The organism is Geitlerinema sp. PCC 7407, assembly GCF_000317045.1.
GTDB lineage: Bacteria > Cyanobacteriota > Cyanobacteriia > PCC-7407 > PCC-7407 > PCC-7407.
Genome location: NC_019703.1, coordinates 1,840,955 through 1,857,150 on the forward strand (window position 1 = coordinate 1,840,955; position 16,196 = coordinate 1,857,150).

The 16,196-nt window shown below is 50.6% G+C and carries 12 protein-coding genes and 1 pseudogene; 2 read left to right on the plus strand and 11 right to left on the minus strand.

The window, feature by feature from the left end:
- Nucleotides 1–87: 87 nt before the first annotated feature.
- From GEI7407_RS07785 to GEI7407_RS07815, 8 genes and pseudogenes are all read right to left on the minus strand, one after another.
- Entirely contained in the window at nucleotides 88–2,508 is a 2,421-nt protein-coding gene (locus GEI7407_RS07785; protein ID WP_015171595.1) for a tetratricopeptide repeat protein, read from the minus strand.
- 284 nt (nucleotides 2,509–2,792) lie between these two features.
- Complete coding sequence (gene psb34 / locus GEI7407_RS07790; protein ID WP_015171596.1) at nucleotides 2,793–2,972, minus strand: photosystem II assembly protein Psb34; 180 nt, start codon at nucleotides 2,970–2,972, stop codon at nucleotides 2,793–2,795.
- A gap of 243 nt (nucleotides 2,973–3,215) precedes the next feature.
- Nucleotides 3,216–4,331, minus strand: coding sequence for an AI-2E family transporter (locus tag GEI7407_RS07795; RefSeq protein ID WP_015171597.1), 1,116 nt, complete (start codon nucleotides 4,329–4,331; stop codon nucleotides 3,216–3,218).
- Between the two features lie 428 nt (nucleotides 4,332–4,759).
- The gene (locus GEI7407_RS19975) at nucleotides 4,760–5,833 is read right to left on the minus strand and encodes a Druantia anti-phage system protein DruA (protein WP_015171598.1); all 1,074 of its coding nucleotides are present in this window, start codon (nucleotides 5,831–5,833) and stop codon (nucleotides 4,760–4,762) included.
- A 44-nt stretch (nucleotides 5,834–5,877) separates the two neighbouring features.
- Nucleotides 5,878–7,542 carry an ATP-binding protein gene (locus GEI7407_RS07800; RefSeq protein ID WP_015171599.1) on the minus strand — a complete coding sequence of 555 codons (1,665 nt, stop codon included), beginning with the start codon at nucleotides 7,540–7,542 and terminating at the stop codon, nucleotides 5,878–5,880.
- A gap of 13 nt (nucleotides 7,543–7,555) precedes the next feature.
- Entirely contained in the window at nucleotides 7,556–8,788 is a 1,233-nt protein-coding gene (locus GEI7407_RS07805) for a DNA double-strand break repair nuclease NurA (RefSeq protein WP_015171600.1), read from the minus strand.
- Between the two features lie 216 nt (nucleotides 8,789–9,004).
- A pseudogene (locus GEI7407_RS07810) lies at nucleotides 9,005–9,253 on the minus strand (TldD/PmbA family protein); the annotation flags it as partial.
- Between the two features lie 32 nt (nucleotides 9,254–9,285).
- Nucleotides 9,286–10,470: a GTP-binding protein gene (locus GEI7407_RS07815; protein WP_015171601.1), complete on the minus strand. Its 1,185-nt coding sequence runs from the start codon at nucleotides 10,468–10,470 to the stop codon at nucleotides 9,286–9,288.
- 274 nt (nucleotides 10,471–10,744) lie between these two features.
- On the opposite strand from GEI7407_RS07815, the gene cysS reads away from it, so the two are divergent.
- Nucleotides 10,745–12,223 carry a cysteine--tRNA ligase gene (gene cysS, locus GEI7407_RS07820; protein ID WP_015171602.1) on the plus strand — a complete coding sequence of 493 codons (1,479 nt, stop codon included), beginning with the start codon at nucleotides 10,745–10,747 and terminating at the stop codon, nucleotides 12,221–12,223.
- On the opposite strand, the gene GEI7407_RS07825 is transcribed toward cysS, so the two are convergent.
- Entirely contained in the window at nucleotides 12,220–13,023 is an 804-nt protein-coding gene (locus GEI7407_RS07825) for a glucose 1-dehydrogenase (protein ID WP_015171603.1), read from the minus strand. The genes cysS and GEI7407_RS07825 overlap by 4 nt on opposite strands.
- Nucleotides 13,024–13,645: 622 nt before the next feature.
- Here GEI7407_RS07825 and GEI7407_RS07830 point away from each other — a divergent pair.
- Nucleotides 13,646–14,764 carry a hypothetical protein gene (locus tag GEI7407_RS07830; protein ID WP_190274181.1) on the plus strand — a complete coding sequence of 373 codons (1,119 nt, stop codon included), beginning with the start codon at nucleotides 13,646–13,648 and terminating at the stop codon, nucleotides 14,762–14,764.
- A gap of 90 nt (nucleotides 14,765–14,854) precedes the next feature.
- Here the strand turns inward: GEI7407_RS07830 and GEI7407_RS07835 are convergent, their stop codons facing one another.
- Both GEI7407_RS07835 and GEI7407_RS07840 read right to left on the minus strand, forming a co-directional pair.
- Entirely contained in the window at nucleotides 14,855–15,481 is a 627-nt protein-coding gene (locus tag GEI7407_RS07835) for a hypothetical protein (RefSeq protein ID WP_015171605.1), read from the minus strand.
- A 113-nt stretch (nucleotides 15,482–15,594) separates the two neighbouring features.
- The gene (locus GEI7407_RS07840) at nucleotides 15,595–16,107 is read right to left on the minus strand and encodes a DUF1993 domain-containing protein (RefSeq protein ID WP_015171606.1); all 513 of its coding nucleotides are present in this window, start codon (nucleotides 16,105–16,107) and stop codon (nucleotides 15,595–15,597) included.
- Nucleotides 16,108–16,196 lie beyond the last annotated feature (89 nt).

Consider the following 16,196-nt stretch of genomic DNA (forward strand, 5'->3'; position numbering starts at 1 on the left):
CCGAGAGATAGGCAATATCTCTCGGGATTTTGGTGTTGGGCCTTGGGACTCTGGCAGGGAGCGAAGGCTGGGACAGGCAGCGACGGCCTAGAGGCGGGGCAGCAGCTCTGGCAGCAGATGCCCCGGCAGCTTGCTGAGGGCTTGATTTTGTCCTTCGAGGCCCTGCTCAGCGTAGAAAGCGCGAACGGTTTGGATGACGTAGTTGAGGGCGGTTTGGTACTGGTCTGGTTTTTGCTGCCAGCCCTGGAGGGCGTGGAGATGGTTCTCTAGAGCGCTTGTGAGGTGCTGGGCTTGGGTGGTTTTGTCGAGGGGCTGTCGGGGGTGGGTGGCGAGCTGGTAGTGGGCGAGGCCGAGGTTGTTGTGGGTGGCGAGGGGGTCAAAGGTGAGCAGTGCGCTCTGGTTGAGGGCGGCGAGGTACTGGGCGGCGGTGAGGGCGGCTTCGTAGGCGGCGATCGCCTGTCGGTAGTAGCGCTTTTGGGTGTCGGGCTGATCCTTGGCGTGGTTGGCCAGGTGCCAGTAAGCGGTGCCGAGATTGTTCTGGGTGGCGGCGTAGGCGGTGGGCGTTTGGTCCAGGGTGCGGTGGCGCAGGGCAACCTGGTAGGCGGTGACCGCCTCGGCCAGCCACGTGATGGGGTCTTCGTACTGGGCCAGGTTCCAGTAGGCCGTCCCCAGGTTGTTTTGAATCATGGCGTGGTTGAGGGGCTGCTCGCTGGCGTCGTAGTGCTGCAGCGCCTCTCGATAAGCGGCGATCGCCCGGTGAAGGTTTTGGCCGGGCTGCTCATGCTGGGCGAGGTTCCAGTGGGCGGTGCCGAGGTTATTTTGGGTGGCGGCGTACTTGAGTGGGTCGTCGGCCGCTTGGCGATATTCCAGGGCGACTTGGTAGGCCTGAATTGACTTGCGCAGATTGACGGCGGCATTTTGCCAGCGGGCCAGCTCGCCATAAACGGCACCCAGATTGTTCTGGATGCGGGCATAAACCTGAGGCTGCTGGGCGAAGTCCACTTGCAGCAGGGCGATTTCGTAGGCCATGATGCCCTGCTGCAAACAGGTGATGCGCTCCTCAGGAGCCGACAGGAGCCGCGCATACATCCACTGAAAGTTGCCCAGGTCGTTGAGCAGGTCGGGCAGCAGCGGATCAAAGTCGGGCGTGACGCCCGTTTCGAGGATCTTGAGAGTTTGCTGGTAAGCCTGAATGGCCAAGTCAAGAACCGGACGGCTGCTGTCTCCCTGCTCAATGCGATCGCGATAGAAATAGCACAGGTTCAGATAGGCCGAGACGACCGTGAGAGGCGATGCTTGCTGCTGGAGCAGCTCCCGGATGTGGCGAACCAGCGACTGGCTTTCGGGGAGGGAGTCTGCCAAATCCAGAGCGATCGCCGCTGTCTCGTCCGCCGCCTCGGCGGGAGCCGCCACACCGTCGGCAGTGGTCGCGATCGCCGCGCTCTGGGCAGCCGCAGCATCCTGGGCAACGGCGATCCAGTCCGCTTCGTCGATGCAGCAGTCTGTGGCGGGAGACTCTTCGGCACCGGCAGCCCGGGCCGGAGCGATCGCTTCGGCCTCGGTGGCCCCCGGGGTCTCCGGTAATGCGCTGGGAGGCAGCAGGCGATCGCTGCTGGGGGCCTCGGCGGTCTCTGGATCTTCAGTGACCACCCGCACGGAGGTGGCTTCAACCTCCCGCAGGATGGCCGTCTCAGTTCCCCGCAGCGTGGCTAAATCTTGATTTAACAGGGTCAGCAGGCGATCGCGCTCGGTCGAAATCCTCTCCAGCTGAGCGGCCTTGGGCAGCCTGCCAGGACCGTGGAGCCCCCGCCGACCGCTGGACCCCTGCGGCCCTTTGGGAAAATGACTGTCCGGCTCGATGTCCCCATTGCCTGGGCTACCGGGAGAGCCGAGGGGTCGGGGGCGCCCCTTGCGGGGCGATCGCCGCATGGGATTGACTGGCATCGGCTCCCCAGCAAACTCAAACACCCCACTGCGCCAGCGCCAAAACTCCGGCGAAGTCTGCTGAATCAGGCGTAGCCAAGGCTTGGGAACCCAGATCAAAACGCTTGACTCCAGCCCAGAAAGCGTTTGGCCAACCCCCTGGAGATAGCTCAAAAACAGCCGCTGAATCGCGATCGGCTGTCGCGTCAGCTGCTCCACCCCCAAAATCTGAAAACACGGCGGCGGCGAACCCTGCTCCTGGCGCAAGACAGCGGCATGTTGGACCAGCCACTGGCGGATTTGGGCCATGGGGTTTGGGTCAGCCGGATTGAGGGTCAGGCTGACAAAGCGCCGGTACAGCTCAGCCTCCGGCGGCAGCCCCACTGCAGCGGCCATTTCCGGAGAAAGCGGCCCCGTCAGCTCCCGGTGCAGCATGACGGCCAGGTGGTTGCGCAGCTGCAAGTCGTCGCATACGGCGATCAGCAACTGTCGGCGCAGATTGAGGGTCAAGGTCAGCTTGAGGTGTTGATAGACCTGATGATTGAAATCAGAGACCGTTGGAGCCAGTGCATCCCGTCGAGTCATAGGTGCAAACGAAGTAGCGGGGGAACTACCCAAAGCCCTCGGGGGCGATCGCAGGCGTCGTGGTGGGTAATGTATTGTTCGCTGCGACCTCCGACGGGTCAGGACAGCCCCACGGTTGTTCGGAAGGCGATCGCCTGCTGGCCATTCCCCACCCCTGCTGATAACTCTGGGAAATTTGGGCTGGCTCTAACGAAGCAAAAGCCAGGCTAGGGTTTCCCCGGCCTGGCTTTCTGTGATGAATTTCACGAAATTCTTAAAAAATTCAGAATTCTTTAAGGTGATTCTTAACCTGCTTGAGAAGCGGAAACCGCTACAAAGACCAGACCGCCGACGAGCACAGCCGCTGCTGCTGCCCACAGGGCATACTGCGTCTTTTGCTTGCCCGAAGGAGGCTCTGCCACATACATCTTGGGCTCACTGGCGAAGTTGTTGAGGCGGCCGCCTTCTTCATTGGTGTAGGGCATGAGCAACTATCCTTATCCTGCTTGTTTTAACTAGTGTAACAAAAATCTTTAACCGTTTCCTCCGTAGAAAGTCATAAATCTTTACACTTCACTCAGACTTTTGGCTGAGTTTCTGGCCTAGAACTGAGCGCGCCTCGCATCTGCCTTTCCTGTGTTGGTTGCTGCTATGCAAAGCACTGCGAAAAATCCCCAGCGATCCATTGCAGAGAACCCAGAAACGTTCCAAACTTGCCAAGCGGCGCGCTAGTTTGGCAAGTGCTCAGGTAGCGGCGGCGCGGGCTGAGGGGGGCGAGGGAGCGAGGCTGCTCGGCGCTCAGCAATCAGCTTGGGCCGCAGATAGAGCTGCTCGACCAGGACCGACGCGCCTGCAAACCACGGCGGCACGATCACGGCGCCCAAAATCCCCAGTAGCTGCACCCCTCCCAAGACCGATAGCAGCTGATACAGCGGATGCACGCCCACGGAGGACCCCACCAGCAGCGGATCGAGGATGTAGGTCTCGACGTTTTGAATAATCACGAACAAAATCAGCACCCAAACCACCAACCATCCGCCCTGGGCAAGGGCGACGACGAGGGCCGGGATAGCGCCGAGAATGGGACCCAAAAAAGGAATCAGATTGGTGACACCGGCGATCGCCCCTAGACCGAGGGCGTACTGCGGCAACCCTAAAAAGCTCAGGCCCGCCGTCGTCGCGATGCCCAGCACCACTGACACCAGCAGCCGTCCCCGAATGTAGCCCCCCATCCGCTGACTGATCGGCCCGACCTGAGCCGCGAGGCGATCGTCCCAGGGCTTGGGGAAGAGGCGCACGAATCCCCGAACCAGCGTTTGGCTGTCGGCCAGCATGTAGCCCGCGATGAACACCGACAGCACCAGACTAAAAACTCCGCCCAAAATCCCCCGCGTGATGCCGTAGGAGCGCAGCACCACTTGCTGACTCGATCGAATCACCCAGTTGGTGAGGGACTGGGTGTCGAGGAGCTGGCGGATCAGCTCGGGGCGAGTGTCGCTGATGCGCAAGACCCACTGCTCAATGAGCGATCGCAGGGTTTCGGCGTAGGCGGGCAGCTGGCGGATCAGCTGCTCGATCTGCTCAAAGACCGTTGGCCCAATTACCAGCCCAACCCCAGTCAGGGCGAGGAAAATCAGCAAGTACGCCGAAATCGCCCCCAGCCACCGAGGCACGCGATAGCGCTCGGCCCAGTCCACCATGGGTGCGATGGAGGCCGCCAGCACTACCGACACCATCAAGATCACCAGCAGGCTCCGCAACTGCCACAGCACCACGAGCAGCAGCACCGACCCCACCACAGTCAGCAATCCCGAGAGAGAAAGCGAAATTCGCTGTTCAGACATACCTTCTAGGCCGCTCCGCGATCTCAACCAATCTCACAACCTGAAGACTAGTGTTACAGAGCAAACCTGACTTGCGCTCTGGCGATCGAAAGGTTTTTGGGGAAATCCCTCAATTAGTGGAGAAGTGAAGAGCTTGACTGCCTTAATGGCTAGTTTCTTTCCCCACTGCCAGCTAATCCAATGTAAGTACAGCTTTGGGAGCCGAGACAGATGTTTTAAAGTAACGTTAGAGGTAAAAAATCTCTTTCAAAAAACGTAAGTAATTGCTTACTAATTAATAAATTGATACTCCCTTCAATGTGCCAGGATTGTAGTGTGTGCAGCTCTACTTAGGCTTAAGGACATAAAACCTCCATAATCGTCTGACAAAGCTATCTAATAGGAAGCATTAACATAGCTAGTATTATGAGCTGGCTGTAGATTCAACATTACTGGTCAGAATATGATTCTAGGCTGGCCTGCAAGACATCAAGTCTGGGAGTGACCCATCTTTTATGCCAGTAACTTACTAAATCTCTTTGGTTGAAACTTTTCCAAACTACTCGATTTGTTTTTCCTAACAGATACTCTTGCCAATTCTCAGCCAGCGTACAACGGTAATATCCTCGCTGCCACCCAATGCTAAGCATTTCCTCTGATAATCCAAGCTCACGTAAAGCTCTTCTCAAGGTACGCATTTTCCAGTTTGGCCCTTGCCCAAATTTGTAAGTTTCAAAGGTATCTTCTTGAACAACCTGTCTGATTAGTTCCCAGCTACCATTAGCCGTTATGTGAAGATGGCTTTGCCCTTTCGTGTAATTTATAAATTCCCAATTGATCAAGCGGTTGTAAATTGATGATTTTCCAAAAGCTCCTAACGTATCAATATAAGCAAGATAAGGTTTTTTGTTTTCTCTGGTAATAACTGAAAAACTATCTTTATACTTTTGATAAAAATCTTTGCGAACTTTTGGAAACATTAAAGTGAGAGCAACTAACTTGGAGCTAAGAACCTGATTGTAAGGAGGAATAGCTCCAAGAATATAGGCAGTCATACAATTATATAGACGTTGTGTCTTTTGATCTTTTGTCCATCCAATAGATTCATCATCTCTAACACCCAAGCCAATAACAGGATCACAAAGACCAACGATGCCAATCAGTTTGTTATTCTGACGATCAAAGACAAAATATCGAATACGTCTACCATAACCAACCGTAACGGGAACAGACCAATGAGATGTAGCATATGCCCAAAGGCGTTGATGTTCATCTCTGGATTCAACTGTAACAAGGTAGGGATTAATTTTAGATATATCTATGTCTGATGGTTGTGCAAGATATTTCTGAACCTTACTCTTATATTTTTGGCCTTTTAAGTTTGTTCGCTCAGCTAATTTTCGCTGAACCTCTCTAAAGTCTCCAACAATAACTTGATGTTGCTTTTCATTCCATATAACTCCATAGTCTCTTAAGTTTTGAAGAATCTTTCGTTTAAGAGCTTGCTTTTGCTTTTCTTCCATCACGTTTTGCCTGAGAATTTATGAAGTACGATCCTCAAGCTGAATTAATCTTTGAATCTAGCTTCTGGGTATACTTTCTCCCCTACCAGCTTTTCAAATTCAGTAACTCGAACAGGAAGGGCAAAGGCTTGGTCTGACGAAACCATATAGAGATTACCGGCAATCGTCTCACGTTGAATAAAGTTTGAGATCACTCCATCATAGTTGATATTGGACTTCACAAGTGCCTTGATATCATCAGAGTTACCCATATGGAAGGAAAAGAAATTTTCTGCCTGAGTCCGGATTTCATCAGAAATTGCAGAAGGACGTTGCGTTACGGCGACTAATCCAAGTCCAAATTTACGTCCTTCTTTTGCAACTCTGACAAATGGATTGGCATTAGACTTAACGAACTCCTGAGATAAGACATTTTGAGCTTCCTCCACAAAAACAACGGCATTAACAACCTTCTCTATTTCATCTGAAGTAAAGTTTTCCTTGTTACTCTCAAATAGCTTACGAACTAAAATAGTTGAGATAATGCTGGCATCCATATTGTCTTTCAGCGACAAATCAACGATGACAGTTTTTCCTTCCTTTAAATATTTGAATACATCTTCTATAAGCTTCGACGTTCTAGAGTGTAAATTACCTTCATCGATCAGATGGCGAATCCTTTTTCGAATCGCCATGATCGTTTTTCGAGCAGAAACATCTTCTTTAACATTTCCTTTTGCATCTTTCTTCGGCTCACCAAAGAAATCAGAAAAGTCTCTGTAAAGGTTGCTTGGGGTTTCGACATAATCATCAATATTTTCAATGAAATTAGAAACACCGTCTTCATCAAGATATAGAAGAAAAGATTTCATTACTTCAGAGAAGCCTGCTCCGAAATTTAATATATCGCCCACTGCCAAGTGCTTGTGCATATTGAGAGCAACTTTGCCGCCAGAAATAAATCTTTGCTTTTTCGTATAGTCTTCCGGAAGTTTCTTGTCAGTGTAAACAACGACATTATTTCGAATTCGATCGTCATCAATGTCGCCCAAACCATATGTATGAGTGCCACGCAAGAAATACTCTCCATTTAAATCGAAAATTAACTTTCCGTATGACGTATCACGAGTCATGTGATAGAGGAGTACTTTAACAAGATTGGTTTTCCCAAAGCCAGATTGGGCGAAAACCATTGTGCGCTTGTTACGCAGCTTTTCGATCTCAAACAGAATTGGACCTTTATCTTTAAAGACAGTTTCTCCTACGCAGAGATATCCAATCTCAACACCATTTTCATTAGTTTTGTTGAGAATAAATTCTATTTCACGCTTGTTCAGATGCCTCGCAATGTACGAAACAACTGGCAATTTTCTTACAGCCGTTGTGAAGGAAATTGTAGAGCCACTGTCTGTAAACGTACCTAGAATTCGTACTTTATAGGTATAGCTAAACATTTTCTGCTTATCTCGCTCAGAAAGCTCTCTTTCTGCAATTCGAGCATAATGTACAGCAATTAAAGTTTTATCCTGTGACTTAAAAATCGGGTCTTCGTCATAGATTTCAGCCTCGACTCTTGCGAGATACTTTGTATTTCCCTCATCTTTCGGAGTTAGCACGATGAAATCACCAGTTTGCGGACTGGCTTTAGCATCCTCATAAGAGGAATAAATTAGTAATGCATCTTCAGTAGTTTTCTGACCGTAAAGAACGCCAAAATCAACCTTTCCCATAGTTCAATCTCTCCTAAAATCTTTCGTGCATATCTAGAAAAAGATTTTCGATATCAACATTGTCCATCCTTTGATCTCTGTAAAGAGAATATTTTAGGCGAGCTATAATTTCCTCTTTAAAATTTTTCTTTAGTGATATGAAATTGTGAGCTTCACATAACGGATAAGGATAGCCAAGAATATAATGTTCTTGAGTAAGGCGGGTTAATTCCTTAAATATACAATCTAGTTCTGTTCTATCTCTTGCAAAATTTTCTAATTCGATTTGGGGAATTGCATTGAAAATATTCGCATCTATTATGAGCCAGTCATAGTTTTGCAATTTTTCAACGTAGTCCAACCTGGCTGCAAAAAATAATCCAAATCCTCGTCCTCCGCGAAGGGATTTTTTAATAAACATATCACCTTGATATGCTGACTTAAGGATTACATCGGGAACCTCAAACCAACAACAAAGCTTTTTGCGTTTTGGATCTTTTTCCGTGAAGGGATACTCGTACTTAAGCTGATCTTGTAGATAGTTGTCTATCTGCTTGAATGTATAAGCAAGCTCCATTTTGATAGGAGACTGCTTCGTGACAGCGACTATTGTTACACCTTTTTCGTAGGCATATTTTCCTAGCCTCACTAAATACTTCTGCTTAACTTGCAAAGGACGTAGTGTGCCATCTCGTAAAATGAAATCTCCTGGTTTTGTTCCTGTCAAATCAATGACTTCCAAAATGAGGGCGATTTCTAAGACTTCTTGGCAAAATCCCAACAATGTTGATAGGTTTGTGCAAACTTGTTCTTTCTTATATGGAAAGATTTCTTCTGGCTTCTCGTTTAGAAAATTGAGTAGATTTTTTACAGGTTCTAAAGTTAAAAATTCATCGTAAATAGCGATCAGGTGATCTTGATGGGTAATCAAAATATTTTGTGGATAATATGCTTTACCTAGTATGACTGGATCATCTAGGGAATTCATCCGAATCTGTCGACCTCTATGAAAACAGATATACCCAGCTGCATAAATAGCAATGCATAAACCGTTATAAAACTGTTCACTGTTGTAGCTGCCATCGATTGCATAAAAACGCCTATTGCTACTGTCTATGTGATCAAAAGGAATAATCTCAAAAAATTGTGGAGTTTCTATATTTTCTTCATTTCCAATTACAGGAATACCATAATTTTTATTGCTTCTTGTATTGATATGTTTAGCCACTAACTCAATAGCACTGTCAGGTATCTCTTTTCTGAGCATTTTTAACTTTTAAAGCCTCTGTCTAAGGAAATTTTACTCGCTAACTTTAAAATAATTCCTGTCTAACGAAAACTTCACACTTTGGCTTTAATTTGTTGCTTTTAAGAAACATGATTTTAAGGCCTGCTAAGTGAATTGGGTATTCATATTTCTCGCCTCAGCCTTCCTACTTGTTTATGGAGAAGTGAGATAAAATCGCTGGCACTTAGTGGATGATTAGAGGGTGTAGGTGAAGTCTTTGATGATCATGCCGGGGACGAGGTTGCCGCCGAGTCTGCGGCTGTCGTAGGTGCCGACGTTGGGAATGAACTTTTGGAAGTCGGTGAGGGCAACGAGATTTTCACCCGAGAAGCGGCAAAGACTTTCATCGAAGCGAAGATTTGCCATGGGGGCAACGGTTTCACCGTCTTTGACCCAGAAGCACGCATAGCGGGTCATGCCGGTAATGCGGCTTGCGAGGCGATCGCCCTGCGCGATCGCCCTCTAGCACCCCGGTTCTACTTGCCGAATCCCTTTGCTCGACCAGTCGAAGCCGTACCTAGGCAGTTTTCCAGCTGCGAGAGCAGCCCCTCGCGATCGAGGTTTTGGCCAATCAGCACCAGCTGATTTTTGGGCGCGCCTTTCCACTCATCATCATCGAGGGAAAAACGCTTGCCGCTGAGGTGGAAAATGTGGCGCTTGGGGCTCTCGTCAAACCAGAGAATGCCCTTCGCCCGGAACACACTCTCGGGCAGCTGGTTGTCTAGGAAATACTGGAACTTGCGAATCGCAAAGGGGCGATCGCTCTGGAACGAAATCGACACAAACCCATCCACTGCCAGGTGATCGGAGTGGTGATGATGGTGGTCGTGATCGTGGTCGTGGGTGCAGTGGCCATGGTCGTGATCGCAGGCCGAATGGTCCTCGTGGTCCGCGCCATGGGCGTGATGCTCATGATCATGGTGATCGTGATGGCCATGATCGTGATGATCGTGGTCATGGTGATCGTGGTGATCATGGCCGCTTGGCTGCTGGGCCGTCTCGAAATACTTGTCCGACTCAAACAGGCCCACGCTCAAAATCAGCGGCAGCGGCACCTGGGACTGCACCGTCCGCACAATGCGCGCGTCCTGCTTCATGTCGCGAACCCGCAGCTCTAGGGCGTCCACGTCTGCTTCGTCCACCAGATCCACCTTGTTTAGCAAGATGATGTCGCCGTACATGAGCTGATTGGTGGCAGCCTGACTGTTGAACAGGTCAATGCTGAAGTTTTCGCAGTCCACCGTCGTAATGATGGAGTCCAGACGGGTCAAGTCCCGCAGCTCCGTTCCCAAAAAGGTCAGAGCCACTGGCAGCGGGTCTGCCACCCCCGTCGTCTCCACCACCAGGTAATCTACCTTGTCGTCTCGCTCCAAGACGCGATACACCGCATCTTGAAGATCGCTGTTGATCGTGCAGCAGATACAGCCGTTGCTCAGCTCCACCATGTCATCCGAGCTAGAGATGATCAGCTCATTATCGATGCCGATCTCCCCAAATTCATTCACCAGCACAGCGGTTTTGAGGCCTTCTTGATTGCTCAAGATGTGGTTGAGCAGGGTCGTTTTGCCGCTGCCCAAAAAGCCGGTGATGATGGTGACCGGAAGCCCGTGCTTGGGGACTTCCATCGCAGAAGATTGGTCAGGATTGACTGCTGATTGCATAGAGCGGCTGTCAAAAACGTCAGAAAGATAGAGGAAACGGCAACGGCGCGATCGGCCTGTGTGATGAGACGCTGATGAGTGCGCCGTTATCCTCATATTATTGCGGATCTGGAGAAGCGACTGGGATTGGGGCCTGGGGTATGCTGCACCCGCTGAGCAGAATTTCCGACGCCAGCCCGGCGCGATCGCCCCCCGCTCATGTCAAGCTAGTGGAAAGACCCGGCGCACCCTTCGGTTGCCGCCCCAATTTTCTTTAGCCTGTTCACTACGACCCATGACCCTAACGCTTTACAACTCCCTCACCCGCCACAAAGAACCCTTCGAGCCCCTAGAAGCCGGGAAAGTGCGGATGTATTGCTGTGGCGTCACGGTCTACAACTACTGCCACATCGGCCACGCCCGCTCCTACATCGTCTGGGACACCATTCGGCGCTACCTGGCGTGGCGCGGCTACGACGTTCGCTACATCCAAAACTTCACCGACATCGACGACAAAATCCTCAAACGGGCCAAGGAAGAAGGCTCCACCATGGAGGCCGTCTCCGAGCGCTACATCGATGCCTACTTCGAGGACATGCGTCGCCTGAATATCCTGGACGCGGACGAGTATCCCCGCGCCACCCACACCATCGACGGCATCAAGCGCCTGATCCACGAGCTAGAAAGCAAGGGCTACGCCTACGCCTCCGACGGCGATGTTTACTATTCGGTGCGCCACTTTGATCAGTACGGCAAGCTCTCTGGCCGCAAGCTGGAGGACATGCAGGCGGGGGCGAGCGGCCGGGTTGACAACGCTGATCCGGATGCCCCCAAAAAGCGCGACCCCTTTGACTTCGCGCTGTGGAAAGGGGCGCGGCCCGGCGAGCCCGCCTGGGAATCGCCCTGGGGCCAGGGACGTCCTGGCTGGCACATCGAGTGCTCGGCCATGGTGCGCGATCGCCTGGGAGACTCCATCGACATCCACGTCGGCGGCGCAGACCTAGTTTTCCCCCACCACGAAAACGAAATCGCCCAATCTGAAGCCGTGACAGGGCATCCCCTGGCCCGCTACTGGCTCCACAACGGCATGCTGAACATCGATGGCGAGAAGATGTCCAAATCCCTGGGCAACTTCACCACCATCCGGGACTTGCTCGACAGCGGCGTTGATCCGATGGTGCTGCGCCTGTTCTTCCTGCAAGCCCACTACCGCAAGCCGATGGACTTCACCGAAGAGTCTTTCCAGTCGGCCCGCAATAGCTGGGATACCCTGCGCGAGGGGCTGCTGTTTGGCTACGAGTACGGCGCAGCCCTCGGCTGGAGTGACGCGCAATCGGCGAATTTCGGGCAGCCGGACCCGGCCCAGGTACCGAGCAGCGACGCCGTGAGCCGGTTCCAGACGGCGATGGATGATGACTTCAACACGGCGGGCGCGGTTGCGGTGCTGTTCGAGCTGGCCAAGGAGCTGCGGCGCGAAGGCAACCTGATCACCCACCAGGGCCAGGCCGAGGCGAATGCCCAGACGCTGCGCGAGATTTGGAATACGCTGCTCGTCCTGGGTGACGTGTTGGGGCTGATGGCCAAGCCAGAGAGCGCCGACTCGGCGGGTGAGGGCCTGAGCGATGAGGCGATCGAAGCGCTGATCCAGCAGCGAGCTGAGGCCCGCAAAGCCAAGAACTTTGCAGAGGGCGATCGCATTCGTGACGAGCTCCAGGCCCAAGGCATCGTTTTGCTAGACCAAGCGGGGGGCGTGACTCGCTGGCACCGCGCCTAGGCGGACCAGTTCTCCCGGAAGTCTGCGTAGAGAGTGAGGCCGCCGTCGATGTAGAGGGTTTGGCCGGTGATGTAGGCGGCCTCGTCCGATGACAAAAAGGCCGCCGCCGCCGCCATTTCCTCAGCTTCGCCCACTCGCCCCATGGGAATGTGGGACGCGACCTGCTGCTCTTCTTCGGGGCGCTCGGCCCAGTCATTGATCGGGGTGGCCGTCGCGCCGGGACCAATGCCGTTCACGCGAATGCCTTTGTTGGCATACTCCAAGGCGAGGGTGCGGGTCAGGTTGCCCATGCCTCCTTTGCTGATGGAGTAGCTGAGATATTCGGGGCGGGGAATGATTTCGTGAACGCTGGAGACATTGAGAATGGAGCCGCCACCGTCTCGGCTCAAAAAGTGGCGCAGCGCCTCCCGCGAGCACAGGTAAGCGCCTCGCAAATTAATACCAATAATTTTGTCGAAACTGTTAGCTTCTAGCTCGTGGGAAGGGGCTTCTTTTTGAATGCCGGCGTTGTTGACCAAAATGTCTAGCCGACCCCATGCTTCAATAACGGTTTGAAACATTTTCGCGACGTCTTCTTCTTTGGAAACGTCAGCCTGAACGACCAGATCTCCGACGCCACAATCGCGAATGGAACCGCAAGTTTTCTGCACAGATTCGAGAGTTTCTGCGGCTTCATCGGCGCTGTTGTAATAGTTGATGGCAACATTGGCTCCTTCCTGGGCAAATCGAAGGGCGATCGCCCTCCCGATGCCAGTACTCGCGCCAGTAACCAGCACGTTCTTTCCCTGCAAGCCTTTCATCCGTCTCTCCTTGAGGGCGATCGCCCTTCTGACAATGGCTCAGGCACTGCCTTGCATTCGCAAGCACAGCAACCTCAGAGCTATTGTCGCTACACACCGCTAACTTATCCTCTATCGCAGGGAAGTTAAGAATACATTTGTCTCCATTTCAAATGGTTCACGAGATTTTGTATAAGAGTAAATTAAAATCAAAAAATCGTTTCAAATTAGAAATTTTCAACACATTTTTCTAATTCAATTTAGACGTTTACAAATTCAACAAATTCATGGACTCTAAACACTCCTTAAAAGATTCAAACACCGGAAGGTTGGCAACAATTCAGACGTTATGCCAGGATTGGTTGACCAAAGAGCGCAGTGTCATGAAAAGTCAGATTTTCAAGTTTACAGTTCAGCAAATTCAGCTCAGATAGTCATCTTAGAGCTCGATCGATCCAAATCAAGAATTAATCCATTTAAGTCCAAAATCATTGAAATTCTGCGGATTTAGAAGATTACATCGAGCAACAGCCAGAATCTCGATTTATATAAAATGTTTCAGTTTGATGACTACTCTTGAAATCTCCAGTTAGAGAGCTTAGTCTCATCTTAGATATGGCTGGTGTGGCAGCTTCTACTTGTTATGAGAATCACGCTTCTTATACTGCTAGCACTTTCGTTAACTGGATGCACAGCATTAATACCATTGGTACTTAAGCCAATACATATCGCCTCAGACATACCTGCTTCTACCATGCCTTGTGTTAAGCCTCAATTAAGGACTGATTCATCAGAGGTAGAAGCTAGGGAATCCGTTGTAACCGGGTCTGCGATCGCTTTTGCACTAAGCGACTTTCCACAATTAGAAGCAGAATACAAAATTTATCGAAATAGGGCTAGCAGAACATCAGGGGGGCGCTGGCATTTAAAGTACTTCTATGATGGGATTCTAAATCCTGATTTTTTTGGGGACGAAAAAGACGAAAAGAACTGGATCAAGGCAGAAGAAAAAATCCTCGAATGGATCAAGGCATACCCTGATTCTCCAGCTCCCTATATTGTCTATAGCGATTTCCTCATCAATCGGGCGTGGCATTTTAGGGGAGGGGGGTTTAAAGGCCAGGTGCCTCAGTCGGCATGGGAACCCTTTGAGGAAAACATTAACTTAGCGAGAGATATCTTAGAGAAGAGTAAGGAAATCGCTAGCGTTGATCCCAACTGGTACGTCAACATGCTAGGAATTGCTCGAGATCAGGGATGGAGCAAGCGATCCGTGAGAGCCTTATTGCAAGAAGCACTTTCTAAAGAGGCCTACTACCACGACACCTACCATGCGGCTTTTTCATACCTACTACCCAAATGGAGTGGTAGCGTGATTGAAGCGGAGCAATTTGCACAAGATGCTGTTCGAATAACGAGCCAGTGTGAAGGGCAAAGTCTGTATGCCCAGATCTACTGGACAGCGTTTATCGCCAATATTGAGCTAGGCTTTGATGCATCCAGCGGGATGCCTGTTCAGTGGGCGAAGATGAGCACGGGGTTTGAAGATCTCATTCAGCGCTATCCGATTCCCTGGTACGTCAACAACTATGCAAAATTTGCCTGTCTAGCTGGAGATCAACAAAAAGCTCAAGAATTGATGAAGCAGATAGGCAATAAACCAACAATAGAAGCATGGACTTATCGTCCAGAAGTTAACTTTTCCGCTTGCCAGCAATGGGCCTCTGCTTCGGGAGAGTTCACACAGGAACTTCAACAGTGAATAAAGAATAGTCTTAGGTTAGTGGTAGAAGCAGTAAATCTAGCGATTTAGAGTTAAAGAACAGCCCCTTAGAGACATCTCAGCTACGAATTAGGTTTTCTTGTTTGAACTCGCAGTAAACAGTTGAATCAAGCTCAGTAAATTAAGATCGCTCCAGTTGATGGCAACAGCGCTATCAATTCTTAATTCGCCTTGCTTTAGTTCAAGGTTTAGGAATGAGCCGTCTTCTAGGTTGTGAAAGAGGGCTTCGATGAGGCGAAGTTGCGCCACGGGGAAAGCGTAGTAAACCAGATTTCCGTCCAGGCGCACGCCCTCGGGCAGGGCTTGAGCGGGAATGTGTCCGCCTAGAAACGTATTCCAGCCTGCTATCAAAGTTCTATAGAGAAAAGATTCCGATTCTACTTGAGGTTTGTGAATGAGGCGAAGTTGGCCCTCGATGAGGTCGCCTTTGAGCAGGATCTTTTCCGGCGTGAAGTGAACTTTGAGCTTCACTTTTTGATGTTCAACGGTTGCGATTAGGCCTTCATCAGGAGCGATTTCTAACGCTGTCATTTGCTCTACTCGCTGAACCGCTTGCTGACACAATAGCTCTACGGTTTTGGGCTTGAGGATGATTTGTCGAGTGGCCGGACTGACAACAAGATAGTTTTCTGCTTGTTTTTGTAAAAGCTTGCCAGAGTTTTGGGCGACTTTTCCGAGCTGATTAAAGATGTTCATAGGAGCTGGCCTCTGTGGTCGTGATGACAGAAACGCACTGACTCGATCAGGGTTCCCGCATCCGGAGGCAACAGCTCCAACCAACGAAAATAATTTTGTCTCTCGACAGAAATTTATTCTTGTTTGAGGAAGGGCATCAGGTGCATCATGTAGTCTTTCTTGCCAATGGCCACGCCAGACATCCGAAGAATGTCATAGGTGGTGACTAAGTGAAAGTAGAAGTTGGGCATCAAGAATTCGTTGACGTAGTCAATGCCCGAAAGCTCTAGGGAAAAGCCAGGAGCTATCTTGTGGCAAGTAACTCCGTTTAGCTTTTCGTCTTCGGTGTTGATGCTATCAAGCAGAGACTGAGTATTTTTGATGTGGTCATAGGCCTGGGCGAGGGACGTCACTTCTGGGTTGAGATTGTCCATCGGTTTGCCGTCGCACCACAGGGCAAAGTTGCGCGGCTGATTGCAGGTGAAGGCGATCTGTGTGCCCAAGGGAAGCATGTCAGGCGCAATGCGTGCCTGAAGAAAAGACTCATCATCGTTAAAGTGAGTCTGAGCTACTTTTAATAAGTGCTCAAGAGTGGTTAGTCGGCGCTGAAAAATAGTTTTGATTGAGTTTAGTTGTTGGTTTGTCATAGTGACTTAGCTCTGTAGAGTTAGTCTTCCATTTTAGAACTAAAAGACATTAGTACCGCTTGATCAACTATTTGGTTAAAACAACTCTT

Bases quoted from the DNA above. Each gene is read 5' to 3' on its own strand.
- GEI7407_RS07785 (WP_015171595.1), bottom strand. From the start codon at position 2,508: ATGACTCGACGGGATGCACTGGCTCCAACGGTCTCTGATTTCAATCAT.
- psb34 (WP_015171596.1), bottom strand. From the start codon at position 2,972: ATGCCCTACACCAATGAAGAAGGCGGCCGCCTCAACAACTTCGCCAGT.
- GEI7407_RS07795 (WP_015171597.1), bottom strand. From the start codon at position 4,331: ATGTCTGAACAGCGAATTTCGCTTTCTCTCTCGGGATTGCTGACTGTG.
- GEI7407_RS19975 (WP_015171598.1), bottom strand. From the start codon at position 5,833: ATGGAAGAAAAGCAAAAGCAAGCTCTTAAACGAAAGATTCTTCAAAAC.
- GEI7407_RS07800 (WP_015171599.1), bottom strand. From the start codon at position 7,542: ATGGGAAAGGTTGATTTTGGCGTTCTTTACGGTCAGAAAACTACTGAA.
- GEI7407_RS07805 (WP_015171600.1), bottom strand. From the start codon at position 8,788: ATGCTCAGAAAAGAGATACCTGACAGTGCTATTGAGTTAGTGGCTAAA.
- GEI7407_RS07815 (WP_015171601.1), bottom strand. From the start codon at position 10,470: ATGCAATCAGCAGTCAATCCTGACCAATCTTCTGCGATGGAAGTCCCC.
- cysS (WP_015171602.1), top strand. From the start codon at position 10,745: ATGACCCTAACGCTTTACAACTCCCTCACCCGCCACAAAGAACCCTTC.
- GEI7407_RS07825 (WP_015171603.1), bottom strand. From the start codon at position 13,023: ATGAAAGGCTTGCAGGGAAAGAACGTGCTGGTTACTGGCGCGAGTACT.
- GEI7407_RS07830 (WP_190274181.1), top strand. From the start codon at position 13,646: ATGAGAATCACGCTTCTTATACTGCTAGCACTTTCGTTAACTGGATGC.
- GEI7407_RS07835 (WP_015171605.1), bottom strand. From the start codon at position 15,481: ATGAACATCTTTAATCAGCTCGGAAAAGTCGCCCAAAACTCTGGCAAG.
- GEI7407_RS07840 (WP_015171606.1), bottom strand. From the start codon at position 16,107: ATGACAAACCAACAACTAAACTCAATCAAAACTATTTTTCAGCGCCGA.